The sequence below is a fragment of the Hansschlegelia beijingensis genome, assembly GCF_014196425.1.
GTDB classification, from domain to species: domain Bacteria; phylum Pseudomonadota; class Alphaproteobacteria; order Rhizobiales; family Methylopilaceae; genus Methylopila; species Methylopila beijingensis.
Window position 1 is genome coordinate 717455 of sequence record NZ_JACIDR010000001.1, and the last position, 25072, is coordinate 742526.

At 66.6% G+C, this 25072-nt stretch carries 34 protein-coding genes; 33 read left to right on the plus strand and 1 reads right to left on the minus strand.

What is annotated here, in order from left to right:
• Nucleotides 1-45 precede the first annotated feature (45 nt).
• The 32 genes from rpoC (at nt 46) to rplQ (ending at nt 23292) form a co-directional block, all read left to right on the plus strand.
• Complete coding sequence (gene rpoC / locus GGR24_RS03305; protein WP_183393847.1) at nt 46-4242, plus strand: DNA-directed RNA polymerase subunit beta'; 4197 nt, start codon at nt 46-48, stop codon at nt 4240-4242.
• Between the two features lie 552 nt (nt 4243-4794).
• Nucleotides 4795-5166 (plus strand): 30S ribosomal protein S12, encoded by a 372-nt coding sequence (rpsL, locus tag GGR24_RS03310; RefSeq protein WP_020178159.1) that lies wholly within the window; start codon nt 4795-4797, stop codon nt 5164-5166.
• An 11-nt stretch (nt 5167-5177) separates the two neighbouring features.
• Nucleotides 5178-5648 (plus strand): 30S ribosomal protein S7, encoded by a 471-nt coding sequence (gene rpsG / locus GGR24_RS03315; protein WP_183393848.1) that lies wholly within the window; start codon nt 5178-5180, stop codon nt 5646-5648.
• A gap of 27 nt (nt 5649-5675) precedes the next feature.
• Nucleotides 5676-7751, plus strand: a complete 2076-nt coding sequence (gene fusA / locus GGR24_RS03320; RefSeq protein WP_183393849.1) for an elongation factor G — start codon at nt 5676-5678, stop codon at nt 7749-7751.
• A gap of 63 nt (nt 7752-7814) precedes the next feature.
• Nucleotides 7815-9005, plus strand: coding sequence for an elongation factor Tu (gene tuf, locus GGR24_RS03325; RefSeq protein WP_183393839.1), 1191 nt, complete (start codon nt 7815-7817; stop codon nt 9003-9005).
• A gap of 75 nt (nt 9006-9080) precedes the next feature.
• Entirely contained in the window at nt 9081-9389 is a 309-nt protein-coding gene (rpsJ, locus tag GGR24_RS03330; protein ID WP_020178162.1) for a 30S ribosomal protein S10, read from the plus strand.
• Nucleotides 9390-9415: 26 nt separating this feature from the next.
• Nucleotides 9416-10144: a 50S ribosomal protein L3 gene (rplC, locus tag GGR24_RS03335; RefSeq protein ID WP_183393850.1), complete on the plus strand. Its 729-nt coding sequence runs from the start codon at nt 9416-9418 to the stop codon at nt 10142-10144.
• A complete protein-coding gene (rplD, locus tag GGR24_RS03340) occupies nt 10144-10767 on the plus strand; it encodes a 50S ribosomal protein L4 (protein ID WP_183393851.1) in 624 nt (207 codons plus the stop codon). Before rplC ends, rplD begins: the two co-directional genes overlap by 1 nt.
• On the plus strand, nt 10764-11057 hold the full coding sequence (locus GGR24_RS03345; RefSeq protein WP_183393852.1) for a 50S ribosomal protein L23: 294 nt from the start codon (nt 10764-10766) through the stop codon (nt 11055-11057). The genes rplD and GGR24_RS03345 overlap by 4 nt, the downstream gene beginning before the upstream one ends.
• 25 nt (nt 11058-11082) lie before the next feature.
• Complete coding sequence (gene rplB, locus GGR24_RS03350; RefSeq protein ID WP_183393853.1) at nt 11083-11919, plus strand: 50S ribosomal protein L2; 837 nt, start codon at nt 11083-11085, stop codon at nt 11917-11919.
• A gap of 12 nt (nt 11920-11931) precedes the next feature.
• Nucleotides 11932-12210 carry a 30S ribosomal protein S19 gene (gene rpsS, locus GGR24_RS03355; RefSeq protein WP_183393854.1) on the plus strand — a complete coding sequence of 93 codons (279 nt, stop codon included), beginning with the start codon at nt 11932-11934 and terminating at the stop codon, nt 12208-12210.
• A gap of 2 nt (nt 12211-12212) precedes the next feature.
• Nucleotides 12213-12602 carry a 50S ribosomal protein L22 gene (rplV, locus tag GGR24_RS03360; RefSeq protein WP_183393855.1) on the plus strand — a complete coding sequence of 130 codons (390 nt, stop codon included), beginning with the start codon at nt 12213-12215 and terminating at the stop codon, nt 12600-12602.
• Between the two features lie 10 nt (nt 12603-12612).
• A complete protein-coding gene (rpsC, locus tag GGR24_RS03365; RefSeq protein ID WP_183393856.1) occupies nt 12613-13314 on the plus strand; it encodes a 30S ribosomal protein S3 in 702 nt (233 codons plus the stop codon).
• A 23-nt stretch (nt 13315-13337) separates the two neighbouring features.
• The gene (rplP, locus tag GGR24_RS03370) at nt 13338-13751 is read left to right on the plus strand and encodes a 50S ribosomal protein L16 (protein ID WP_183393857.1); all 414 of its coding nucleotides are present in this window, start codon (nt 13338-13340) and stop codon (nt 13749-13751) included.
• A 10-nt stretch (nt 13752-13761) separates the two neighbouring features.
• On the plus strand, nt 13762-13971 hold the full coding sequence (rpmC, locus tag GGR24_RS03375) for a 50S ribosomal protein L29 (RefSeq protein WP_183393858.1): 210 nt from the start codon (nt 13762-13764) through the stop codon (nt 13969-13971).
• A 10-nt stretch (nt 13972-13981) separates the two neighbouring features.
• On the plus strand, nt 13982-14254 hold the full coding sequence (gene rpsQ, locus GGR24_RS03380; protein WP_183393859.1) for a 30S ribosomal protein S17: 273 nt from the start codon (nt 13982-13984) through the stop codon (nt 14252-14254).
• A gap of 81 nt (nt 14255-14335) precedes the next feature.
• A complete protein-coding gene (gene rplN, locus GGR24_RS03385) occupies nt 14336-14704 on the plus strand; it encodes a 50S ribosomal protein L14 (RefSeq protein ID WP_183393860.1) in 369 nt (122 codons plus the stop codon).
• Nucleotides 14704-15021 carry a 50S ribosomal protein L24 gene (gene rplX, locus GGR24_RS03390; protein ID WP_183393861.1) on the plus strand — a complete coding sequence of 106 codons (318 nt, stop codon included), beginning with the start codon at nt 14704-14706 and terminating at the stop codon, nt 15019-15021. Before rplN ends, rplX begins: the two co-directional genes overlap by 1 nt.
• Complete coding sequence (rplE, locus tag GGR24_RS03395; RefSeq protein WP_183393862.1) at nt 15014-15571, plus strand: 50S ribosomal protein L5; 558 nt, start codon at nt 15014-15016, stop codon at nt 15569-15571. Before rplX ends, rplE begins: the two co-directional genes overlap by 8 nt.
• A gap of 12 nt (nt 15572-15583) precedes the next feature.
• Nucleotides 15584-15889 (plus strand): 30S ribosomal protein S14, encoded by a 306-nt coding sequence (gene rpsN, locus GGR24_RS03400; protein WP_183393863.1) that lies wholly within the window; start codon nt 15584-15586, stop codon nt 15887-15889.
• Nucleotides 15890-15902: 13 nt separating this feature from the next.
• Nucleotides 15903-16301 carry a 30S ribosomal protein S8 gene (rpsH, locus tag GGR24_RS03405; RefSeq protein ID WP_183393864.1) on the plus strand — a complete coding sequence of 133 codons (399 nt, stop codon included), beginning with the start codon at nt 15903-15905 and terminating at the stop codon, nt 16299-16301.
• Between the two features lie 44 nt (nt 16302-16345).
• Nucleotides 16346-16879, plus strand: a complete 534-nt coding sequence (gene rplF, locus GGR24_RS03410; RefSeq protein ID WP_183393865.1) for a 50S ribosomal protein L6 — start codon at nt 16346-16348, stop codon at nt 16877-16879.
• Nucleotides 16880-16891: 12 nt separating this feature from the next.
• Nucleotides 16892-17254: a 50S ribosomal protein L18 gene (gene rplR / locus GGR24_RS03415; protein ID WP_183393866.1), complete on the plus strand. Its 363-nt coding sequence runs from the start codon at nt 16892-16894 to the stop codon at nt 17252-17254.
• A 27-nt stretch (nt 17255-17281) separates the two neighbouring features.
• A complete protein-coding gene (gene rpsE, locus GGR24_RS03420; RefSeq protein WP_183393867.1) occupies nt 17282-17848 on the plus strand; it encodes a 30S ribosomal protein S5 in 567 nt (188 codons plus the stop codon).
• A gap of 20 nt (nt 17849-17868) precedes the next feature.
• Nucleotides 17869-18090: a 50S ribosomal protein L30 gene (gene rpmD / locus GGR24_RS03425; protein WP_183393868.1), complete on the plus strand. Its 222-nt coding sequence runs from the start codon at nt 17869-17871 to the stop codon at nt 18088-18090.
• 2 nt (nt 18091-18092) lie between these two features.
• The gene (rplO, locus tag GGR24_RS03430) at nt 18093-18575 is read left to right on the plus strand and encodes a 50S ribosomal protein L15 (protein WP_183394458.1); all 483 of its coding nucleotides are present in this window, start codon (nt 18093-18095) and stop codon (nt 18573-18575) included.
• 49 nt (nt 18576-18624) lie between these two features.
• Entirely contained in the window at nt 18625-19965 is a 1341-nt protein-coding gene (secY, locus tag GGR24_RS03435) for a preprotein translocase subunit SecY (RefSeq protein ID WP_183393869.1), read from the plus strand.
• Complete coding sequence (locus GGR24_RS03440) at nt 19962-20558, plus strand: adenylate kinase (protein ID WP_183393870.1); 597 nt, start codon at nt 19962-19964, stop codon at nt 20556-20558. The genes secY and GGR24_RS03440 overlap by 4 nt, the downstream gene beginning before the upstream one ends.
• Before the next feature lie 191 nt (nt 20559-20749).
• Nucleotides 20750-21118 (plus strand): 30S ribosomal protein S13, encoded by a 369-nt coding sequence (gene rpsM, locus GGR24_RS03445; RefSeq protein WP_183393871.1) that lies wholly within the window; start codon nt 20750-20752, stop codon nt 21116-21118.
• 170 nt (nt 21119-21288) lie between these two features.
• Entirely contained in the window at nt 21289-21678 is a 390-nt protein-coding gene (rpsK, locus tag GGR24_RS03450) for a 30S ribosomal protein S11 (protein ID WP_020178186.1), read from the plus strand.
• 120 nt (nt 21679-21798) lie between these two features.
• Nucleotides 21799-22824: a DNA-directed RNA polymerase subunit alpha gene (locus GGR24_RS03455; protein ID WP_183393872.1), complete on the plus strand. Its 1026-nt coding sequence runs from the start codon at nt 21799-21801 to the stop codon at nt 22822-22824.
• A 57-nt stretch (nt 22825-22881) separates the two neighbouring features.
• Nucleotides 22882-23292 (plus strand): 50S ribosomal protein L17, encoded by a 411-nt coding sequence (rplQ, locus tag GGR24_RS03460; RefSeq protein WP_183394459.1) that lies wholly within the window; start codon nt 22882-22884, stop codon nt 23290-23292.
• A 73-nt stretch (nt 23293-23365) separates the two neighbouring features.
• Here the strand turns inward: rplQ and GGR24_RS03465 are convergent, their stop codons facing one another.
• A complete protein-coding gene (locus tag GGR24_RS03465; protein WP_183393873.1) occupies nt 23366-23551 on the minus strand; it encodes a hypothetical protein in 186 nt (61 codons plus the stop codon).
• Between the two features lie 123 nt (nt 23552-23674).
• Here GGR24_RS03465 and GGR24_RS03470 point away from each other — a divergent pair, with 123 nt between their 5' ends.
• Nucleotides 23675-25072: a DegQ family serine endoprotease gene (locus tag GGR24_RS03470; protein WP_183393874.1), complete on the plus strand. Its 1398-nt coding sequence runs from the start codon at nt 23675-23677 to the stop codon at nt 25070-25072.

Below are 25072 nucleotides of genomic sequence, written 5' to 3' on the forward strand. Positions count from 1 at the left end.
CGTGGCGGCGGCGCCCCGTTCCAGGCTTCGCTAAAGGAGACGGCGATGAACCAGGAAGTGATGAATCTCTTCAACACGCAGGTTCCTGCCCAGACGTTCGACCAGATCCGCATCTCGATCGCCAGCCCGGAGAAGATCCTCTCCTGGTCGTTCGGCGAGATCAAGAAGCCGGAGACGATCAACTACCGGACCTTCAAGCCGGAGCGTGACGGCCTGTTCTGCGCGCGGATCTTCGGCCCGATCAAGGACTACGAGTGCTTGTGCGGCAAGTACAAGCGCATGAAGTACAAGGGCGTCATCTGTGAGAAGTGCGGCGTCGAGGTCACGCTGTCGCGCGTTCGCCGCGAGCGCATGGGCCATATCGAGCTCGCCGCGCCGGTCGCCCACATCTGGTTCTTGAAGTCGCTGCCGTCGCGCATCGGCCTTCTGCTCGACATGACGCTGAAGGACCTCGAGGCGATCCTGTACTTCGAGAAGTACGTCGTGCTCGAGACGGGTCTCACCCCGCTCAAGGACCGGCAGCTGCTCTCGGAGGAGGAGTACCTCCACGCTCAGGACGAGTATGGCGAGGACGCCTTCACGGCCCAGATCGGCGCCGAGGCGATCCAGTCGATGCTGCGCACGCTCGACCTCGAGAAGATGGCGGCCGACATCCGCGTCGAGATCGCCGAGGCGACCACCGAGCTGAAGCCGAAAAAGCTCGCCAAGCGCCTGAAGATCGTCGAGGCCTTCATCGAGTCCGGCAACAAGCCCGACTGGATGATCATGACCGTCGTGCCGGTGATCCCGCCGGATCTGCGCCCGCTCGTCCCGCTCGACGGCGGCCGGTTCGCGACCTCGGACCTGAACGACCTCTACCGGCGCGTCATCAACCGCAACAACCGCCTGAAGCGGCTGATCGAGCTGCGCGCCCCGGACATCATCATCCGCAATGAGAAGCGGATGCTGCAGGAGGCCGTCGACGCGCTGTTCGACAACGGCCGCCGCGGCCGCGTCATCACGGGCGTCAACAAGCGCCCGCTGAAGTCGCTGTCCGACATGCTGAAGGGCAAGCAGGGTCGCTTCCGCCAGAACCTGCTCGGAAAGCGCGTCGACTATTCCGGCCGCTCGGTGATCGTGGTCGGCCCGGAGCTCAAGCTGCACCAGTGCGGCCTGCCGAAGAAGATGGCGCTCGAGCTGTTCAAGCCGTTCATCTATTCGCGGCTTGACGCCAAGGGCCTGTCGGCGACCGTGAAGCAGGCGAAGAAGCTCGTCGAGAAGGAGAAGCCGGAGGTCTGGGACATCCTGGACGAGGTGATCCGCGAGCATCCGGTCATGCTGAACCGCGCGCCGACCCTGCACCGTCTGGGCATCCAGGCGTTCGAGCCGGTGCTGATCGAGGGCAAGGCGATCCAGCTTCACCCGCTGGTCTGCGCCGCCTTCAACGCCGACTTCGACGGCGACCAGATGGCCGTGCACGTTCCGCTGAGCCTTGAGGCTCAGCTGGAGGCGCGGGTCCTCATGATGTCGACCAACAACATCCTGCACCCGGCGAACGGCCAGCCGATCATCGTGCCGTCGCAGGACATCGTGCTCGGCCTCTACTACCTCACCATCATGCGGGACAACGAGCCCGGCGAGGGCATCGCGTTCTCGAACATGGGCGAGCTCGAGCACGCCCTGTTCAACAAGTCGGTCACGCTCCACACCAAGATCAAGGGGCGGTTCACCTCGATCGACGAGGACGGCAACGAGGTCTCGAAGGTTTACGAGACCACTCCTGGCCGGATGATGCTCGGGCAGCTGCTGCCCAAGACCCCGAAGCTGACCTTCGACGTCGTCAACAAGCTGATGACGAAGAAGGAAATCTCCAACATGATCGACACCGTCTACCGGAACTGCGGTCAGAAGGACACGGTCATCTTCTGCGACCGGATCATGGCGCTCGGCTTCCACAACGCGTTCAAGGCCGGCATCTCGTTCGGCAAGGACGACATGGTCGTGCCGGACACCAAGCCGAAGATCGTCGAGGAGACCCGCACGCTCGCCAAGGAGTACGAGCAGCAGTACCAGGACGGCCTGATCACCCAGGGCGAGAAGTACAACAAGGTCGTCGACGCCTGGGCGAAGTGCACGGACAAGATCGCCGACGAGATGATGGCGCGCATCTCCTCCGTCCAGATCGACGAGGAGACCGGCCGGGCCAAGCAGATCAACTCGATCTACATGATGAGCCACTCGGGCGCCCGCGGATCGCCCGCGCAGATGAAGCAGCTCGCCGGCATGCGCGGCCTCATGGCCAAGCCGTCGGGCGAGATCATCGAGAGCCCGATCATCTCGAACTTCAAGGAAGGCCTCTCGGTTCTCGAGTACTTCAACTCGACCCACGGCGCCCGTAAGGGCCTTGCGGACACCGCGCTCAAGACGGCCAACTCGGGCTACCTGACCCGCCGCCTGGTCGACGTGGCGCAGGACTGCATCATCACCGAGGACGATTGCGGCACCGACGCCGGCATCCGCGTTCGCCCGGTGGTCGACGCCGGCCAGATCGTCGCGACGCTCGGCATGCGCACGCTCGGCCGCACCGCGGCCGAGGATGTCGAGAACCCGGCGACCGGCGAGGTCATCATCGCCAAGAACACGCTGATCTCCGAGAAGGACGTCGACGCCATGGCGGCCGTCGGGGTCCAGGAGGTCCGCATCCGGTCGGTGCTGACCTGCGAGACCAAGGTCGGCGTCTGCAAGGCCTGCTACGGACGCGATCTCGCTCGCGGCACGCCCGTCAACATGGGCGAGGCCGTCGGCGTCATCGCGGCTCAGTCGATCGGCGAGCCGGGCACCCAGCTCACGATGCGCACGTTCCACATCGGCGGCACCGCGCAGCTGGCGGACTCGTCCTTCGTGGAGAGCTCGTTCGAAGGCACGGTGAAGATCCGCAACCGCAACGTGGCGCGGAACTCGGACGGCGACGTCATCGTCATGGGCCGCAACGTGGCCGTGGTGATCGTCGACGCCAACGGCGTGACCGAGCGGGCGACGCACCGCCTGCAGTACGGCTCCAAGCTGCGCGTGGACGAAGGCGACAAGATCAAGCGCGGCCAGCGGATCGCCGAATGGGATCCGTACACCCGTCCGATCCTCACCGAGGTGGACGGCAAGGTCGGCTTCGAGGATCTGGTCGAAGGCGCCTCGATGAAGGAGACCTCGGACGAGGCGACCGGCATCACCAAGCGCGTCGTCACCGACTGGCGCACCTCGGCCCGCAACGCGGACCTGCGGCCGTCGATCATCATCCAGGACGAGACCGGCAAGATCGCCAAGCCGGCCAAGGGCGGCGAGGCGCGCTACCAGCTCGCCCCGGAGGCGATCCTGTCGGTGTCTCCGGGCTCTGAGGTCAAGGCCGGCGACGTGCTCGCGCGTATCCCGACCGAGAGCGCCAAGACGCGCGACATCACCGGCGGTCTGCCGCGGGTGGCGGAGCTGTTCGAGGCGAGGCGTCCGAAGGATGCGGCGATCATCGCCGAGATCGCCGGCACCGTGCAGTTCGGAAAGGACTACAAGAACAAGCGCCGCATCACCCTTGTGCCGGCCGACGGCGGCGATCCGGTCGAGTACCTGATCCCGAAGGGCAAGCACATCCAGCTGCAGGACGGCGACGTCGTGGAGCAGGGCGACTACATCGTCGACGGCAACCCGGCGCCGCACGACATCCTGGCGATCAAGGGCGTGGAGGAGCTCGCGGCTTACCTCGTCAACGAGATCCAGGAGGTCTACCGACTGCAGGGCGTGCAGATCAACGACAAGCACATCGAGGTGATCGTCCGCCAGATGCTGCAGAAGGTCGAGGTCTCGGACGCCGGCGACACCGACCTGATCACCAACGAGCAGGTCGACCGCATGGACTTCGACGCCGTCAACGCCAAGATGCTGGAGGAGGGCAAGAAGCCCGCCGTCGGTCATCCGGTGCTGCTCGGCATCACCAAGGCGAGCCTGCAGACCCGCTCGTTCATCTCCGCCGCCTCCTTCCAGGAGACGACGCGCGTCCTCACCGAGGCCGCCGTCAACGGCAAGGCGGACGACCTCGAGGGCCTGAAGGAGAACGTGATCGTGGGTCGCCTCATCCCGGCCGGCACCGGCTCGGTGATGAACAAGGTCCGCGAGATCGCAATGCACCGCGACGACCTGATCCTCGCCCAGAGGGCGCAGGAATCGAACGGCGGGCGGCAGGATCTGCTGCCGAGCCCGGCCGACGCCGCGGAGTAAGGGCAGGGCGGTCCGCCTTCCGCTCGCACGATATGAAAGCCGCCGGAGCGATCCGGCGGCTTTTTCTTTTCGCCTCGTCGAAGCTCAGGGCTGGCTCCACGCGGCCGGCGGCGGTACGGAATGACCGAGCCGGCCGCTGGCCGGAGCGGCCCTGGCCGCGTCGCAGACGGGCGCAGGGGCGCGTCAGGGCCTCGGCCGGCAGCGGCCCGCGATATCGGAGCTGCTCCGCCGAGCTGGCGGGGTCGAAATCCGCGGAATCCCTGACAGAGTGTTGACTATCTGCGAGTCGGCGGGTACAAGCCGCCTACTCTTCGGCAGGCGGTGATCCCACGCTGCTCGGTCGCGGTCCAACGCACCGACCTTTCGGGATCAGACGCTGCCGCGACCAGCTTGGGTCAGTTGCGGTTCATGACCGTCGTCGCTCGTCGGCGGCGGTCCTCTGCAAGGAGCGGCGCTCTCCACCGGGAAACCGGCGGAAGGCGTCAGTTTCGTTTTGTGCGCCGGCGTGCCGGCGCGCCGGACGTCGATCAAACGAAAGCGGTTAGGCCATCAATGCCCACCATCAGCCAGTTGATCCGCAAGCCGCGGCAAGCTCCCACGGCGCGCAATACGGTTCCGGCCCTTCAGGCGTGTCCCCAGAAGCGCGGCGTCTGCACGCGCGTCTACACGACCACGCCGAAGAAGCCGAACTCGGCGCTCCGTAAGGTCGCCAAGGTGCGTCTGACCAATGGCTTCGAGGTGATCGGCTACATCCCCGGTGAGGGCCATAACCTTCAGGAGCACTCGGTGGTCATGATCCGCGGCGGCCGCGTGAAGGACCTTCCGGGCGTGCGTTACCACATCCTCCGCGGCGTGCTCGACACGCAGGGCGTGAAGAACCGCAAGCAGCGCCGTTCGAAGTACGGCGCCAAGCGGCCGAAGTGAGGAACTGAGCGATGTCCCGTCGTCACTCCGCCGAACGCCGCGAAGTCCATCCCGATCCGAAGTTCGGGGACGTCGTGGTCACGAAGTTCATGAACACCGTGATGCAGCACGGCAAGAAGTCGACCGCCGAGTCGATCGTTTACGGCGCGTTCGACACCGTCGAGTCGAAGCTCAAGCAGAGCCCCGTCGCGGTGTTCCATCAGGCGCTCGAGAACATCGCGCCGGCCCTCGAGGTCCGCTCCCGCCGCGTCGGCGGCGCGACCTACCAGGTCCCGGTCGAGGTTCGCCCGGAGCGCCGTCAGGCTCTCGCCCTGCGCTGGCTGCTCGCTTCGGCCCGTGCTCGCAACGAGAAGACCATGATCGACCGGCTTTCCGCCGAGCTGATCGACGCCTCGAATAACCGCGGAGCCGCGGTGAAGAAGCGCGAGGACACGCACCGCATGGCGGAAGCGAACCGCGCCTTCTCGCACTACCGCTGGTGACCCGAGACTAAGTTTAAGGACGCGATCATGCCCCGCTCTCACGCGATCGAGAACTATCGTAACTTCGGCATCATGGCCCACATCGATGCCGGCAAGACGACGACGACCGAGCGCGTCCTGTTCTACTCGGGCAAGAACCACAAGATCGGCGAGACGCACGACGGCGCCTCGACGATGGACTGGATGGAGCAGGAGCAGGAGCGCGGCATCACGATCACGTCCGCCGCGACGACCACCTTCTGGAAGGACAAGCGTCTCAACATCATCGACACGCCGGGCCACGTCGACTTCACGATCGAAGTCGAGCGCAGCCTCCGCGTGCTCGACGGCGCCGTGTGCGTGCTCGACGGCAACGCCGGCGTGGAGCCGCAGACCGAGACCGTATGGCGTCAGGCTGACAAGTACGAAGTGCCGCGCATCGTGTTCGTCAACAAGATGGACAAGATCGGCGCCGACTTCTTCCGGTGCCTGAGCGAGATCGACAGCCGCGTCGCCGGCAAGCCGGTCGCGATCCAGCTCCCGATCGGCTCCGAGAACGCGTTCGCGGGCGTCATCGACCTCGTCCGCATGAAGGCGGTCGTGTGGGAGAACGAGAACCTCGGCGCGAGCTTCCGCGACGAGGAGATCCCGGCTGATCTGCTCGACCAGGCCGTCGAGTACCGCGCCAAGATGATCGAGGCGGCCGTCGAGCTCGACGACACGGCGCTCGAGAAGTTCCTCGAGGGCGAGGAGCCCGACGAGGCGACGCTGAAGTCCCTTCTGCGCAAGGCCGTGCTGAGCCGCGCGTTCACGCCGGTGCTCTGCGGCTCCGCGTTCAAGAACAAGGGCGTTCAGCCGCTGCTCGACGCGGTCGTCGACTATCTCCCGTCGCCGCTCGATCGCGGCGCGGTCCATGGCGTCGACTTCAAGACCGAAGAGCCGGTGGTCCGGAACCCGTCGGACGACGAAGGTCTGTCCGTCCTGGCGTTCAAGATCATGGACGACCCGTTCGTCGGCACGATCACCTTCTGCCGCGTCTATTCGGGCAAGCTGGAGTCGGGCTCGACCCTGCTGAACTCGACCCGCGACAAGAAGGAGCGCGTCGGCCGCATGCTCCTGATGCATGCGAACAACCGCGAGGACATCAAGGAGGCCTATGCTGGCGACATCGTCGCTCTCGCCGGCCTCAAGGACGTCCGCACCGGCGACACGCTGTGCGATCCGGCCAAGCCCGTGATCCTCGAGCAGATGGTGTTCCCGGAGCCGGTGATCACCATCGCGATCGAGCCGAAGACCAAGGCCGACCAGGAGAAGCTGGGCGTCGCGCTGTCGAAGCTCGCCGCCGAGGACCCGTCCTTCCGCGTCTCGACGGACACCGAGTCCGGCCAGACCATCCTGAAGGGCATGGGCGAGCTCCACCTCGACATCAAGGTCGACATCCTGCGCCGCACCTACAAGGTCGACGCCAACATCGGCGCTCCGCAGGTCGCCTACCGTGAGACGCTGACCAAGCCGGTCGACGTCGACTACACGCACAAGAAGCAGACCGGCGGCACCGGTCAGTTCGCCCGCGTGAAGTTCCACGTCGAGCCGAACGAGCCGGGCGCAGGCTTCGCCTTCGAGTCCAAGATCGTCGGCGGCGCGGTGCCGAAGGAGTACATCCCGGGCGTCCAGAAGGGCCTCGAGTCGGTGCTCGGCGCCGGCACGGTCGCCGGCTTCCCGGTCGTCGACGTCAAGGTCGAGCTGGTCGACGGCGCCTACCACGAGGTCGACTCCTCGGCGCTCGCCTTCGAGATCGCGTCCCGCGCGGCGTTCCGTGAGGCCCTGCAGAAGGGCGGCGCGGTGCTGCTGGAGCCGATCATGAAGGTCGAGGTCGTGACGCCGGAGGAATACACCGGCTCCGTCATCGGCGATCTGAACTCGCGGCGCGGACAGATCCAGGGCCAGGACATGCGCGGCAACGCGAATGTCGTGAACGCCATGGTGCCGCTCGCCAGCATGTTCGGCTACATCAACACGCTGCGTTCGTTCAGCCAGGGGCGGGCGAACTACAGCATGGAATTCGATCACTACGAGCAGGTTCCGTCCAATGTCGCGCAGGAGGTTCAGGCGAAGTACGCCTGATCCGACAGCGAGTTACGACGAACCCCATAGATACGAAGTTCAGAGAAGAACGGAGCCTTCGCCATGGCCAAGGAAAAGTTCGCGCGGACGAAGCCGCATTGCAACATCGGGACGATTGGCCATGTCGACCATGGCAAGACGTCTCTGACGGCTGCGATCACGAAGATCCTTGCCGAGACGGGCGGCGCGACGTTCACGGCGTATGACCAGATCGACAAGGCTCCTGAGGAGAAGGCGCGCGGCATCACGATCTCGACGGCGCATGTCGAGTACGAGACCGAGAACCGGCACTACGCGCATGTCGACTGCCCCGGGCACGCCGACTATGTGAAGAACATGATCACCGGCGCGGCGCAGATGGACGGCGCGATCCTGGTGGTTTCGGCGGCTGACGGCCCGATGCCGCAGACCCGCGAGCACATCCTTCTGGCGCGCCAGGTCGGCGTTCCGGCGCTGGTGGTGTTCCTGAACAAGTGCGACATGGTCGACGACGCCGAGCTTCTGGAGCTCGTCGAGCTCGAGGTTCGCGAGCTGCTGTCGAAGTACGACTTCCCGGGCGACGACATTCCGATCATCAAGGGCTCGGCGCTGGTGGCGCTCGAGAACGGCGATCCGAAGCTCGGCCATGACGCGATCCTGGAGCTGATGAAGGCTGTCGACGCCTACATCCCGCAGCCGGAGCGTCCCGTGGACCAGCCGTTCCTGATGCCTGTCGAGGACGTGTTCTCGATCTCGGGCCGCGGCACGGTGGTGACGGGTCGCGTCGAGCGCGGCATCGTCAAGGTCGGCGAGGAAGTCGAGATCGTCGGCATCCGTCCGACGGTGAAGACGACGGTGACGGGCGTGGAGATGTTCCGCAAGCTGCTCGACCAGGGGCAGGCGGGCGACAACATCGGCGCGCTGCTGCGCGGCACGAAGCGCGAGGACGTCGAGCGCGGCCAGGTGCTGTGCAAGCCGGGCTCGGTGAAGCCGCACACCAAGTTCAAGGCCGAGGCCTACATCCTGACGAAGGAGGAGGGCGGCCGCCACACGCCGTTCTTCACGAACTACCGCCCGCAGTTCTACTTCCGCACGACGGACGTGACCGGGGTGGTGCATCTTCCCGAAGGCACCGAGATGGTGATGCCGGGCGACAACATCGCGATGGAGGTGCACCTGATCGTGCCGATCGCGATGGAGGAGAAGCTGCGCTTCGCGATCCGCGAAGGCGGCCGAACCGTCGGCGCCGGCGTCGTCGCCAGCATCATCGAGTGATCGGAACCTTCTTGCTTTGACCGCGGCGGGCGCGCCGGACCTCCGGCGCCGCCCGTCTCGTGGAGACGGACGAACATGAACGGCCAGAACATCCGGATCCGCCTGAAGGCGTTCGATCACCGCATCCTCGACACCTCGACTCGCGAGATCGTGTCGACGGCGAAGCGGACCGGCGCCCAGGTGCGCGGGCCCATCCCGCTGCCGACGCGCATCGAGAAGTTCACCGTGAACCGCTCGCCTCACGTCGACAAGAAGAGCCGCGAACAGTTCGAGATCCGGACGCACAAGCGTCTCCTCGACATCGTCGACCCGACCCCGCAGACCGTGGACGCGCTCATGAAGCTCGACCTCGCGGCCGGCGTGGATGTCGAGATCAAGCTCTGATCGGATTATTCGGAAGGACGACGCAAATGCGGTCCGGACTCATCGCACAGAAGCTGGGCATGACCCGCGTCTTCACGGACGCCGGCGAGCATGTCCCCGTGACGGTGCTGAAGGTTGACCAGTGCCAGGTGGTTGGCCACCGCACTGTTGAGGCTCAGGGCTACGTCGCGCTTCAGCTCGGCGCGGGCTCGCGCAAGCCGAAGAACGTGACGCGCGCCGAGCGCGGTCATTTCGCCAAGGTCGAGGTGGAGCCGAAGCGCAAGCTCGTCGAGTTCCGCGTCAGCGAAGATGCGCTGATCCCAGTCGGCGCCGAGCTGACCGCCGACCACTTCGTGGCCGGCCAGCGCGTCGACGTCACCGGCACCTCGATCGGCAAGGGCTTCGCCGGCGCCATGAAGCGGCACAACTTCGGCGGCCTTCGCGCCACCCACGGCGTGTCGATCTCGCACCGTTCGCACGGTTCGACCGGCGGCCGCCAGGATCCGGGCAAGGTCTTCAAGAACAAGAAGATGGCCGGTCACATGGGCGACGTGCGGGTGACCACTCAGAACCTGCGGGTGGTCTCCACCGACGTCGAGCGTGGGCTGATCCTCGTCGAGGGCGCCGTTCCGGGCGCCAAGGGCGGCTGGATCCTGGTGCGCGACGCCGTCAAGACCAAGCTGCCCGAGGGCACCCCGATGCCCGGCTCGTTCCGGGAGCGCGGCGCCGCCGCCGCTTCGGTCGAGACCTCGGCCACCGAGACGGAGAACGCGTGATGGTCGACATCGCGATCACCAAGGCCGACGGCCAGGCCGGCGAGACGGTCACGCTGTCGGACGACATCTTCGGCCTCGAGCCGCGGACGGACATCCTGCACCGCGTCGTGCGCTGGCAGCTCGCCAAGCGCCAGGCCGGCACGCACCAGACGCTCGGCCGCTCGGACATCGCCCGCACGGGCAAGAAGATGTACAAGCAGAAGGGCACGGGCCGCGCCCGTCACGCCCAGGCTTCGGCGCCGCAGTTCCGCGGCGGCGGTCGCGCCTTCGGGCCTGTCGTGCGCTCCCATGCGCATGACCTGCCGAAGAAGGTCCGCGCGCTCGGCCTGAAGCACGCGCTCTCGGCCAAGGCCCGCGATCAGCAGATCGTCGTCGTCGACGCCTTCGGTCTCGAAGAGGCCAAGACGAAGGCGTTCAAGGCGCACATCGAGAAGCTCGGCTTCTCGAACGCGCTGGTGGTCGACGGCGCCGAGGTGAACGCGAACGTCAAGCTCGCCGCTCGCTCCGTGCACACCGTCGACGTGCTGCCGGTTCAGGGCATCAACGTCTACGACATCCTCCGCCGCGACGTGCTGGTGCTGACCAAGGCGGCGATCGATGCGCTGGAGGCGCGCTTCAAATGACCGATCTGCGCCATTACGACGTCATCCGGTCGCCGATCATCACCGAGAAGGCGACCTACGCGTCCGAAGAGAACAAGGTCGTGTTCCAGGTGTCCGACACCGCGACCAAGCCGCAGATCAAGGCTGCGGTCGAGAAGCTCTTCGACGTCAAGGTCGTGAGCGTCAACACGCTGGTCCGCAAGGGCAAGACGAAGCGATTCCGTGGCCGGCTCGGCCAGCAGTCGGACTCGAAGCGCGCGATCGTGACGTTGGCCGAAGGCCATTCGATCGACGTGACCACGGGTCTCTGAGGCGGGACGGGGAAGGGAGCCGACAATGGCGCTCAAGAGTTACAATCCGATCACGCCCGGCCTCCGCCAGCTGGTGATCGTCGACCGGTCGGCCCTCTACAAGGGCGCGCCGCTCAAGCAGCTGACCGAGGGCCTTTCGTCCAAGGGCGGCCGCAACAACTACGGTCGCGTCACTGTCCGCTTCCGCGGCGGCGGCCACAAGCGGACCTACCGCCTGATCGACTTCAAGCGGCGCAAGCTCGACGTGCCGGCGACGGTGGAGCGGATCGAGTACGATCCCAACCGCTCGGCCTTCATCGCGCTGATCCGCTACGCCGACGGCGAGCTGAGCTACATCCTGGCGCCGCAGCGCCTGCAGGTCGGCGACTCGGTCGTCGCCGGCGCGCAGGTCGACGTGAAGCCCGGCAACGCGATGCCGCTCGGCGCCGCGCCGGTCGGCACGATCGTCCACAATGTGGAGATCAAGATCGGCCGCGGCGGCCAGATCGCTCGCTCCGCCGGCTCCTACGCGCAGATCGTCGCCCGTGACCAGGGCTACGTCACGCTGCGTCTGAGCTCGGGCGAGCAGCGCCTGGTGCACGGCCAGTGCTTCGGGACCGTCGGCGCCGTGTCGAACCCGGACCACTCGAACATCAACCTCGGCAAGGCTGGGCGTTCGCGCTGGCTGGGCCGGCGTCCGCATAACCGCGGCGTGACCATGAACCCGGTCGATCATCCGCATGGCGGCGGCGAAGGCCGCACCTCGGGCGGCCGTCACCCGGTGACCCCCTGGGGCAAGCCGACCAAGGGCAAGCGGACGCGCAGCAACAAGGCGACCGACAAGTTCATTGTGTCGAGCCGTCACGCCCGGAAGAAGAAGTAAGGAGAGCCGGCCATGGCGCGTTCAGTCTGGAAGGGTCCCTTCGTCGACGGGTACCTGCTGAAGAAGGCGGACGCTGCGCGGTCATCGACCCGCAGCGAGGTCATCAAGACCTGGAGCCGCCGCTCGACGATCCTGCCGCAGTTCGTGGGCCTCACTTTCGGGGTCTACAACGGCCAGAAGCACATTCCCGTGGCGGTCTCTGAAGAGATGATCGGTCACAAGTTCGGCGAGTTCGCCCCGACGCGCACCTTCTACGGGCACGCGGCGGACAAGAAGGCGAAGAGGAAGTAACGATGGGCAAGCAGGCAGCCAAGCGCGCGCTTCCCGACAACGAGGCGAAGGCCGTGCTCCGCATGGTCCGCATCTCGCCGCAGAAGCTGAACCTGGTCGCGCAGATGATCCGCGGCAAGAAGGTCGAGACGGCGCTCGCCGATCTCACCTTCTCGCGCAAGCGGATCGCCGGCCAGGTGAAGAAGACGCTCGAGAGCGCGATCGCCAACGCCGAGAACAATCACGACCTCGACGTCGACGATCTCATCGTCTCGCAGGCCTATGTCGGCAAGTCGATCGTGATGAAGCGCTTCAGCCCCCGCGCCCGCGGCCGCGTCGGCACGATCCAGAAGCCGTTCTCGCACCTGACGATCGTCGTTCGTCAGGTCGAGGCGGAAGCGGCGAAGGCCTGAGGAGAAGACGATGGGTCATAAGGTCAACCCGATCGGGCTTCGGCTCGGCATCAACCGCACCTGGGATTCGCGCTGGTTCGCCAGCAAGGGCGAGTACGGCAAGCTGCTCCGCGAGGACGTGGCGATCCGCGACGCGCTCCTGAAGGACCTCAAGCAGGCGGCGGTCTCCAAGATCGTCATCGAGCGCCCGCACAAGAAGTGCCGGGTGTCGATCTACTCCGCCCGTCCGGGCATCGTGATCGGCAAGAAGGGCGCGGACATCGAGAAGCTTCGCAAGAAGGTCGGCTCGATGACCACCTCCGAGGTGCACATCAACATCGTCGAGGTCCGCAAGCCGGAAGTCGACGCGACGCTGGTGGCCGAGTCGATCGCGCAGCAGCTGGAGCGCCGCGTGGCGTTCCGCCGGGCGATGAAGCGCGCAGTCCAGTCCGCGATGCGGCTCGGGGCCGAGGGCATCCGGATCAACTGCGCCGGTCGTCTCGGCGGCGCGGAGATCGCCCGCACGGAGTGGTATCGCGAGGGTCGCGTTCCGCTGCACACGCTGCGCGCCGACGTGGACTATGGCGTCGCGACCGCCAAGACCGCGATGGGCACCTGCGGCGTGAAGGTCTGGATCTTCAAGGGCGAGGTCATGGAGCACGATCCCATGGCCCAGGACCGGCGTCTGAACGACGGCGACGGCGGTCGTCCGCCGCGCCGCGACCACGCGTGAGCGGGGGCGCAGGAGTTTAAGCCATGCTGCAACCGAAGAAGACTAAGTTCCGCAAGCAGTTCAAGGGCCGCATCAGCGGCGTCGCGAAGGGAGGTTTCGACCTCGACTTCGGGGCGTTCGGTCTGAAGGCGCTTGAGCCGGAGCGCATCACCGCCCGTCAGATCGAAGCCGCACGCCGGGCGCTCACGCGTCACATGAAGCGCGCCGGCCGGGTCTGGATCCGCGTGTTCCCGGACGTGCCGGTCTCCAAGAAGCCGACCGAAGTCCGCATGGGCAAGGGCAAGGGCGCGAACGAGTTCTGGGCCGCCAAGGTGAAGCCGGGCCGCATCATGTTCGAGATCGACGGCGTTTCGGCCGAGATCGCCCGCGAGGCGCTGGCGCTCGCCGCCGCCAAGCTGCCGATCCGCACGCGCTTCGTTCAGCGCATCGCCGAGTGAGGATTTGATCATGGCCAAGGCGCAGGACTTTCGCGCGATGACCGTCGACCAGCTCGACGACGAGCTTGTGAAGCTGAAGAAAGAGCAGTTTAACCTGCGCTTCCAGCGGGCCACGGGCCAGCTCGAGAACACGGCGCGCGTGCGCCAGGTGCGGCGCGACATCGCCCGCATCCGCACTGTCGCGACCGTCAAGCGCGGCGAAGCCGCGACGAAGGCCTGAGGAGGACACCATGCCCAAACGCGTCCTTCTCGGGACTGTCATTTCGGACAAGAACGCCAAGACCGTCGTGGTCAAGGTCGAGCGCCGCTTCACCCATCCGCTTCTCAAGAAGACGGTGCGGCGGTCCAAGCACTACCACGCCCATGACGAGGACGGCCGGTTCAAGGTCGGCGACCTCGTGTGGATCGAGGAGAGCCGGCCGATCTCGCGCCTCAAGCGCTGGGTCGTGAAGTCGGACGCCTCGGTCAGCCCGGACGCCTCCGCGCCCGCGCCGACTGAGTAAACAAACATCTGAAGGGCCCGCCGGGCGAGGTCCGCGTGAATGCGGATACCGGTCCGGGCGAAATGGAAAGGCTGAACGGCCATGATTCAGATGCAGAGCAATCTCGATGTCGCCGACAATTCCGGCGCCAAGCGAGTGATGTGCATCAAGGTGCTCGGCGGCGCCGGTCGCCGCTATGCGCGCGTCGGCGACGTGATCGTCGTCTCCGTCAAGGAGGCGATCCCGCGCGGCCGCGTGAAGAAGGGCGACGTCATGAAGGCGGTCGTCGTTCGCACCGCCAAGGACATCCGTCGTCTGGACGGTTCGGTGATCCGCTTCGACCGCAACGCGGCCGTGCTGATCAACAACCAGAAAGAGCCGGTGGGCACGCGTATCTTCGGCCCGGTTCCGCGCGAGCTGCGCGCCAAGAACCACATGAAGATCATCTCGCTCGCGCCGGAGGTGTTGTGATGGCCGCGAAGATCAAGAAGGGCGACAAGGTCGTCGTTCTCGCCGGTCGCGACAAGGGCAAGACCGGCGAAGTGCTTCAGGTGATGCCGAAGGACGAGCGCGCCCTGGTGCGCGGCGTGAACATGATCGCGCGTCACCAGAAGCAGACCCAGACGCAGGAAGGCGGCATCATCCGCAAGGAAGCCGCTATCCATCTTTCCAACCTCGCGCTCGCCGATCCGAAGGACGGCAAGGCGACGCGCGTCGGCTTCAAGGTCCTGGACGACGGCCGGAAGGTGCGCGTCGCGACCCGTTCGGGGGAGCAGATCGATGCCTGAGGCAGTCTACACGCCGCGCATGAAGCAGCACTACGACGAGGTGGTGCGCGCGAAGCTGATCGAAGAGTTCGGCTACAAGAACCCGATGGCTGTGCCGGCGATCGAGAAGATCGTCGTCAACATGGGCATCGGCGAGGCCGTGGCCGACTCGAAGAAGGCGATCACCGCCGCCGGCGAGCTCGCCAAGATCACCGGTCAGAAGCCGGTGATCACCAAGGCGCGCAAGTCGATCGCGACCTTCAAGCTGCGCGAGGGCCAGTCGGTCGGCGCCAAGGTGACCCTGCGTCGCCAGCGCATGTACGACTTCCTCGATCGCCTGGTCACGATCGCGCTGCCGCGGGTCCGCGACTTCCGCGGCCTGAACCCCAAGAGCTTCGACGGCCGCGGCAACTTCGCCCTCGGCATCAAGGAGCATATCGTGTTCCCCGAGATCGAGTACGACAAGATCGATCAGGTTTGGGGCATGGACGTCATCGTCTGCACGACGGCGAAGTCTGACGACGAAGCGCGCGCGCTGCTGCGCGCCTTCAACTTCCCCTTCAGGCAGTGACGGGAGGATCGCATGGCTAAGAAAAGCGCGATCGAGAAGAACAACCGGCGCCGCCGCCTGGTCGCCAGGGACGCTGAGAAGCGTGCCGAGCTCAAGGCGATCGCCAAGGACGACACCCGCGAGCTGGAGGAGCGCTTCGCCGCGCGCCTGAAGCTGGCCGAGCTGCCGCGCAACGGCTCCAAGGTCCGCATCCGCAACCGCTGCGAGATGACGGGCCGGCCGCGGGCCTACTACCGCAAGCTCGGCGTGTCGCGCATCGCGATCCGGGATCTCGGCTCCAAGGGCCTGATTCCCGGTCTCCTGAAGTCGAGCTGGTGAGGAGGAGGGAATCATGTCGATGATCGATCCCCTCGGCGATATGCTGACGCGCATCCGCAACGCGCATATGCGGAACAAGACGTCGTGCTCGACGCCCGGCTCCCGGCTGCGCCAGCACGTGCTGGACGTGCTGCAGGCGGAAGGCTACATCCGGGGTTACACCCAGACTGAGCTGGCCAACGGCCGCACCGAGTTCGAGATCGAGCTGAAGTACTATGACGGCGCGCCGGTCATCCGCGAGATTCAGCGGGTGTCCAAGCCGGGCCGCCGGGTGTACGCCTCGGTCAAGAACCTGCCGCGAGTCGCCAACGGCCTCGGCATCTCGATCCTGTCCACGCCCAAGGGCGTGATGGCGGATCATGACGCCCGCGACCAGAACGTGGGTGGGGAGATCCTCTGCCGCGTCTTCTGACGCTTGGGCAGAGGGTTTTCTGAAGCAGGATACGGAGAGCGATCATGTCGCGCATCGGCAAGAAGCCGGTCGACGTGCCGTCGGGCGTGACCGCGGCGGTTGACGGGCAGAACATCAAGGTCAAGGGTCCGAAGGGCGAACTCGCCTTCCGCGCCCATGACGACGTCGTCGTCGAGTTCAAGGACGGCAAGATTTCGGTCCAGCCGCGCGAGGACACCAAGCGCGCCCGGTCGATGTGGGGCATGTCGCGGACGATGGTGCAGAACCTCGTCACCGGCGTGACCTCGGGCTTCGAGAAGAAGCTCGAGATCAACGGCGTCGGCTATCGCGCCTCCATCCAGGGCAAGAACCTGGTGCTGGCGCTCGGCTATAGCCACGACGTCGTCTATCCGATCCCGGACGGCATCCAGATCGTGGCGGCCAAGCCGACGGAGCTCACCGTGAGCGGCGTCGACAGCCAGCGCGTCGGTCAGGTGGCCGCCGAGATCCGGGACTTCCGCCGCCCCGAGCCTTACAAGGGCAAGGGCGTGAAGTACGCGGGCGAGTTCATCTTCCGCAAGGAAGGCAAGAAGAAGTAAGGGCCCGGAACCATGTCGAAGAATCTCGCGACCCAGGCCCGCCGCAAGGCGCGCGTGCGCCGGGCCCTTCTGGCCAACGCCAACGGCCGTCCGCGGCTGTCCGTCCATCGCTCGTCGAAGCAGATCTACGCTCAGATCATCGACGACGCGAAGGGCGTGACCCTCGCCGCAGCCTCCACGCTCGACAAGGACTTCCGCGCCAGCGGCAAGACCGGGGCGGACATGGCGGCCGCCCAGGCGGTCGGCAAGCTCGTGGCCGAGCGCGCTCAGGCGGCTGGCGTCAAGGACGTCGTGTTCGACCGCGGCGCATACATCTATCACGGCCGGGTCAAAGCCCTGGCCGAGGCCGCCCGTGAGGGCGGGCTCAACTTCTGAAGCCCGCTCGAGGCGAGAGGATAGCAAATGGCTCGTGAGCCCAGAGAGAACCGCCGCGATCGCGAACGCGAGGACAGCGAGTTCGTCGACAAGCTCGTCCACATCAACCGCGTCGCCAAGGTCGTCAAGGGCGGCCGGCGCTTCGGCTTCGCCGCGCTCGTCGTGGTGGGCGACCAGAAGGGCCGCGTCGGCTTCGGCCACGGCAAGGCGCGTGAGGTGCCGGAGGCGATCCGCAAGGCGACCGAGAGCGCCAAGCGTGGTCTGATCCGCGTTCCGCTGCGCGAGGGCCGCACGCTTCACCACGACGTCGACGGTCGCCATGGCGCCGGCCGCGTCGTGCTGCGCGCCGCTCCGGCCGGCACCGGCATCATCGCCGGCGGTCCGATGCGCGCCGTGTTCGAGACGCTCGGCGTCCATGACGTCGTCGCCAAGTCGCTGGGCTCTTCGAACCCGTACAACATGGTGCGTGCCACCTTCGACGCCCTCAAGGCCGAGGACAGCCCGCGCTCCGTCGCCGCCCGCCGCGGTCTCAAGGTTTCGACGCTGCAGGCTCGCCGCCGCGACGTCGACGCTGACGCCGTCGCCGAAGGCTGACGGTCTTAAGGAGCTTGATCATGGCTGACGCCGCCAAGAAGAAGTCGCAGTCCGGCAGCGTGACGGTGGTCCAGACCGGCTCGTCCACCCGCCGTCCTGCTGACCAGCACGCCACGCTCGTGGGCCTCGGCCTCGGGCGCATCGGCAAGCGCCGCGAACTGGCCGACACGCCCGCCGTTCGCGGGATGATCGCCAAGGTCGCGCACCTCGTGCGCGTCGAGACGCCTGCGGGAGAGAAGTGATGGTGAAGCTCAACGACCTCCGGGACAATCCCGGCGCGACCAAGGAGCGGATCCGCGTCGGCCGCGGCATCGGCTCGGGCAAGGGCAAGACCGGCGGTCGCGGCGTGAAGGGCCAGAAGTCCCGCACCGGCGTCGCCATCAAGGCGTTCGAGGGCGGCCAGATGCCGCTCTATCGCCGCCTGCCGAAGCGCGGCTTCCACAACCTGTTCGCCAAGGACCTCAACGAGGTCAACCTGGCGCGCCTTCAGCAGGCGGTGGACGCCGGCAAGCTCGACGCCTCGAAGCCGGTGACGGAAGCGGCCCTCATCGAGGCCGGCGTGCTGTCCAAGAAGCGGGACGGCGTGAAGGTGCTCGGCCGCGGCGAGCTGACGACGAAGCTCGACCTCGAGGTCTACGCGGTCTCGAAGAGCGTCTCGGACGCCATCGAGAAGCTCGGCGGCAAGGTGACGCTGCTCGCTCCCCAGAAGGATGCGGACGCCGCCTGACGTCCCTATCTGGGGGCGGCGTATGTACTCCTATTCGTGGACGTGATCGATGGCTTCCGCCGCTGAGCAGCTTGCTGCCAACCTGAACTTCTCCGCCTTTTCGAAGGCGGACGAACTCAAGAAGCGCATCTGGTTCACGCTCGGCGCGCTGCTCGTCTACCGGCTCGGGACCTATATCCCGATGCCGGGCATCAACCCGGTGGCGCTGGCGGAGCTCTTCCGCCAGCAGTCGACCGGCATCATCGGCCTGTTCAACATGTTCTCCGGGGGCGCGGTCGGCCGTATGGCGATCTTCGCCCTGGCGATCATGCCCTACATCTCCGCCTCCATCATCGTGCAGCTGATGACCACGGTCTCGCCGCACCTCGAGGCGCTGAAGAAGGAGGGCGAGCAGGGCCGCAAGGTCATCAACCAGTACACGCGTTACGGCACGGTGGCGCTCGCCGCCGTCCAGGCCTACGGCATCGCCGTCGGTCTGGAGGGCCAGCAGAACGTCGTCGTCGATCCTGGCCTTTTCTTCCGCCTCTCGACCGTCGTGACGCTGACCGGCGGCACGATGTTCCTGATGTGGCTGGGCGAGCAGATCACCGCTCGCGGCATCGGCAACGGCATCTCGCTGATCATCTTCGCCGGCATCGTGGCCGAGCTGCCCCAGGCTCTCGCCGGGACGCTCGAGCTCAGCCGCCAGGGCGCTCTCTCGACGGGCCTGATCCTCGCCGTCATGGTGATGGCCGTCGCCGTCATCGCCTTCATCGTCTACGTCGAACGGGCCCAGCGCCGGCTGCTGATCCAGTATCCGAAGCGCCAGGTCTCGCAGAACAAGATGACGGGCGGCGAGTCCTCGCATCTGCCGCTGAAGCTCAACACCGCGGGCGTCATCCCGCCGATCTTCGCCTCGTCGCTGCTGCTGCTGCCGACCACGATCGCGAACTTCTCGGCCTCGCAGGCCGGGGGCACGGGCTGGCTGAGCGTGGTCACCACGCATCTGGCGCATGGCCGCCCGCTCTACATGGTGCTCTACGTCGCGCTGATCGTGTTCTTCGCGTTCTTCTACACCGCGATCGTCTTCAATCCGAAGGAGACGGCCGACAATCTGAAGAAGTATGGCGGCTTCATTCCGGGCATCCGGCCCGGCGATCGCACCGCCGAGTACATCGACTATGTGTTGACTCGCATCACGGTGGTCGGCGCGGCTTACATCGCCCTGGTCTGCGTGATCCCTGAGATCCTCATCTCGTACGCAGCGGTTCCGTTCTACTTCGGCGGCACATCGCTCCTGATCGTCGTCTCCGTCACGATGGACACGGTCGCGCAGGTACAGGGCCACCTTTACGCCGCGCAGTATGAGGGCCTGATCAAGAAGGCCAAGCTGAGGGGTAAGCGCAGATGAGGCTGATTCTCCTGGGACCGCCCGGCGCCGGCAAGGGAACGCAGGCGGAGCGTCTCGTCGAGAAGAACGGCATCATCCAGCTCTCGACGGGCGACATGCTGCGGGCCGCGGTCGCGGCCGGCAGCGAGGTCGGACTCGAGGCCAAGGACCTGATGGCCCGTGGGCAGCTCTGCCCGGACGGCCTGGTGGTCAAGATCGTCGCCGATCGGATTAGCCAGCCGGACGCGCAGCGCGGCTTCATCCTCGACGGCTTTCCGCGCACGGTGAGCCAGGCCGAGGCGCTCGAGCAGATGCTCGAGCAGAAGGGCATGAAGCTCGACGCCGTGATCGAGCTCTCGGTCGACGAGAACGCGCTGCTGGCTCGGGTCGAGGGCAGGGCGCGGGACGCGGCCGCGGCGGGCAAGCCCCTTCGGAGCGACGACGCTCCCGAGGTGGTCGCCCGGCGCATCGCGGATTATCGCGAGGTCACGAGCCGGCTCCGGCCGTTCTACAAGGAGCGTGGGATCTACGCTTCCGTCGACGGCATGGCGCCGATCGAGGACGTCGCGCGTGCGATCGACGAGGTTCTGGCCGACACCAAGGCGTCCGCCTGACGCGGCCAGAGGGTAATTTGGGCTTGACGCGGGGCGAACGAGACGCTACGCGCAGGCCCTCACCTATAGAGTGATGACTGCTGGGCGTCACGACGCCCAGCTTTCCTTTCGTTTGCCGATGCGCAAGGGCCGGGCTCCACCGGACGCGCGTCTGTCCCGGCCTCGGCCGGATCTCACATGGAGACTGCCTCGTGGCCCGTATCGCCGGCGTAAACATCCCGACGAACAAGCGCGTGATCATCGCGCTTCAGTACATTCACGGCATCGGCGCCAAGAAGGCCGAGGAGATCTGCGAGAAGGTCGCGATCCCGTCGGAGCGCCGGGTCAACCAGCTGACCGACGCCGAAGTCATCCAGATCCGCGAGACGATCGATCGCGACTACATGGTCGAGGGCGACCTCCGGCGCGAAGTCTCGATGAACATCAAGCGCCTGATGGACCTCGGCTCCTATCGCGGCCTGCGGCACCGCCGCGGCCTTCCGGTCCACGGCCAGCGCACGCACACCAACGCCCGCACCCGCAAGGGCAAGGCGAAGCCGATCGCCGGCAAGAAGAAGTAACGGCCTGCGGCCGTCAGGCCGCGGACCGCGCGCCGGCCGCTTCGGCGGCCGGCAGCCCTCCAGCGAGGGCGATACGAGAAAGCTCCCGATGTCGGCTCTCGCCGGCCGGGGATGACGCAAAACTCCCGAGCGCCTGGAACTACGGGCGCGCCTGAAGGATCGAAGGTTATATGGCCAAGGAAGCCCAGCGCATTCGCCGCCGCGAGCGCAAGAATATCGCTTCGGGCGTCGCGCATGTGAATGCGACGTTCAACAACACGATGATCACCATCACCGACGCACAGGGCAACACCGTGTCCTGGTCTTCGGCCGGCGCGCAGGGCTTCAAGGGCTCCCGCAAGTCGACGCCCTACGCCGCGCAGGTCGCGGCCGAGGACGCGGCCAAGAAGGCCGCCGAGCACGGCATGCGTACGCTTGAGGTCGAGGTTCGCGGACCCGGTTCGGGCCGTGAGTCGGCGCTCCGGGCCCTTCAGGCCGCCGGTTTCATGGTGACTTCGATCCGCGACGTGACGCCGATCCCGCACAATGGCTGCCGGCCGCGCAAGCGCCGGCGGGTCTGAGCAGACCGCCGGTTTTGCGTGCGCCCCGGTCGCGGGGCGCGTGTCCGTTTCAGGCCCCCGCCTCGGCGGCGAGGCCTACTGTGGAGCGCGAGGGCGCGTTTCCACGGTGACTGACGAAGGATGCAGTCCGTGATCCAGAAGAACTGGCAAGACCTGATCAAGCCGAACAAGCTCGAGGTCACCTCGAGCGGCCGTGGCGACCGCATCGCCACCATGGTCGCCGAGCCGCTCGAGCGGGGCTTCGGCCTCACGCTCGGCAACGCGCTGCGCCGCATCCTGCTGTCGTCGCTCCAGGGCGCGGCGGTGACCTCGGTGCATATCGACGGCGTGCTGCACGAGTTCTCGTCGATCCCGGGCGTGCGCGAAGACGTGACCGACATCGTCCTCAACATCAAGGACGTGGCGATCAAGATGCAGGGCGAAGGCCCGAAGCGGATGGTGCTGCGCAAGCAGGGCCCGGGGCAGGTCGTCGCCGGCGACATCCAGGTGGTGGGCGACGTCCAGATCCTGAACCCGGACCTGGCGCTCTGCACGCTGGACGACGGCGCCGAGATCCGCATGGAGTTCACCGTCGACACCGGCAAGGGCTACGTCCCGGCGGACCGCAACCGTCCCGAGGACGCGCCGATTGGCCTGATCCCGGTCGACAGCCTCTACTCGCCTGTCAAGAAGGTCTCCTACCGCGTTGAAAACACGCGTGAAGGTCAGATCCTGGACTATGACAAGCTGACGCTGACGGTCGAGACCAACGGTTCCGTGTCGCCCGAGGACGCGGTCGCCTACGCGGCCCGCATCCTGCAGGACCAGCTCGAAGTGTTCGTGAACTTCGAGGAGCCGAAGAAGGAAGCCGCGCCTTCCGCCATTCCGGAGCTGGCCTTCAACCCGGCGCTGCTCAAGAAGGTCGACGAGCTCGAGCTTTCGGTCCGTTCGGCGAACTGCCTGAAGAACGACAACATCGTCTACATCGGCGACCTCATCCAGAAGACCGAGGCGGAGATGCTCCGCACTCCGAACTTCGGCCGGAAGTCGCTGAACGAGATCAAGGAAGTGCTCGCCCAGATGGGCCTGCACCTCGGGATGGAGGTCGGCGGTTGGCCGCCGGACAACATCGACGAACTCGCCAAGCGCTTCGAAGAACACTACTGAGATCGCTGAGCTCGGCGGCCAGGCCGCCTGAGCTCCGAAGGAGAAGACGAAATGTCCATGCACGCCCGGCGGGGACGCCGCTTCAACCGGCTGCAGAGCCACCGGAAGGCGATGTTCGCCAACCTCGCGCTCTCGCTGATCGAGCACGAGCAGATCGTGACCACCCTGCCGAAGGCGAAAGACCTTCGTCCGGTGGTCGAGAAGCTCGTGACGCTGGCCAAGCGCGGCGACCTGCACGCGCGCCGTCAGGCGATCTCCGAGATCCGCCACGTCCCGACCGTGAAGAAGCTCTTCGACACGATCGGCCCGCGCTACAAGGACCGCAACGGCGGTTATCTGCGGATCATCAAGGCCGGTTTCCGCCATGGCGACAACGCGCCGGTGGCGGTGATCGAGTTCGTCGAGCGTGACGTCGACGCCAAGGGCGCCGCCGACCGCGCCCGCGCCGAGGCGGAAGCCGCCGCCTGATCAGGCGACGGCTCTTCTGCGATCTCTGAGAAGCGGCCGGCGACGGCCGCTTTTTCTTTTCTGAGGGTCTGGTTCAGCGGCGCGACCAGGCGGCGAGGGCGAGGCCGGCCGCCGCGAGCGCGGCGCCGTAATAGGCCCACTGGGTCTGGCGGATCATGAAGCTCGACGCGGGCCAGGCGACGTAGCCGAGGCCCTGTCCGATCCAGAGCCCGCCGACGGCGATCGCCGCGAGCCCGATGATGAGAAGAAGCGTTCGCATGAGGCCGTCTCCAGGCTTCGGTTCGGTGGCCGGCGCCGTCGCGCGGCCATGTCGCGGTTTCGCAATCGGCGCGTCGGCCTTATGTCAGACGCCGCCTCACAGAACCTGAGCGGAGCGCGTTTCATGAAGCTCACCGCCGCGATCCTCGCCCTGGTCGCCGCCCTGGTCATTCCCGCCCAAGCGCAGGAGCAGCGGCGGCTGCCGGAGAGTCGTGAGGAGATCAAGCTCTCCTTCGCGGCGGTGGTGCATCACGTTACGCCGGCCGTGGTGAACATCTACGCCAGCCGGACCGAGCGGCGGCAGCGCAATCCGCTGTTCGACGATCCCTTTTTCCGTCAGTTCTTCGGCGACCGCGGCGGGCCGCGCGAACGGGTGCAGCGCTCGCTCGGCTCCGGCGTGATCGTCGGCTCCGACGGTCTGGTGGTCACGAACAATCACGTGGTCGAGGGCATGACGGAGGTCCGCGTCGCGCTCGCGGACAAGCGCGAGTTCGAGGCCAAGATCCTGCTCAAGGACCAGCGCGCCGACATGGCGGTGCTGAAGATCGGCGACGGCTCGGAGAAGTTTCCGACCCTCGACTTCGCCGACTCGGACGCGGTGCAGGTGGGCGATCTGGTGCTCGCCGTCGGCAACCCGTTCGGCGTCGGCCAGACGGTCACGTCGGGCATCGTCTCGGCGCTCGCGCGCACCCAGATCGGCGTCGACGACTACCAGTCCTTCATTCAGACGGACGCCGCGATCAATCCGGGCAACTCGGGAGGCGCGCTTGTCGATCTCGACGGCAAGCTCGTCGGCATCAACACCGCGATCTTCTCCCAGTCAGGCGGCTCGGTCGGCATCGGCTTCGCGATCCCTTCGAACATGGTTCGGGTCGTGCTGTCGTCGGCGCGCTCCGGCGCCAAGTCCGTCGTGCGCCCCTGGTTCGGCGCCTCGCTGCAGACGGTCACGCCGGAGCTCGCGGAAGGTCTCGGGCTCAAGGCGCCGACGGGCGTTCTAGTCGCGAGCGTGGCGCCGGATTCGCCCGCCGCGAAGGCCGGCGTCGAGCAGGGCGATTTGGTGATCGCCGTGGACGGGCGGCCGGTCGACGGCGTCGAGGGCTTCAACTACCGCTTCGCGACCCGGCCCGTCGGAGGGCAGGCGGAGGTCACGCTGAGCCGCGGCGGCGCCGAGCGCAAGGTCCGGGTCGAGCTGTCGCGCGCCCCCGAGGTTCCTGCGCGCGACGCTCGCTTGCTCCGAAGCGACTCCCCGTTCCAGGGCGCTACGGTCGGCAATCTGTCGCCAGCGCTCGCCGACGAGATGTCGCTCGACCAAGCGCTGCGCGGCGTCGTGGTGATGGAGATCGCCGACGGCTCGATCGCCCAGCAACTCGGCTTCCAGAAGGCCGACATCGTGCGGGCTGTGAACGACGGGAAGGTCGGGGACGTGCGCGACCTCGTCCGGATCTCGTCCTCGCGCCCTCGCGTCTGGAAGGTTACGATCGAGCGCGACGGGCATACCATCACCTCCGTGTTCGGAGGCTGA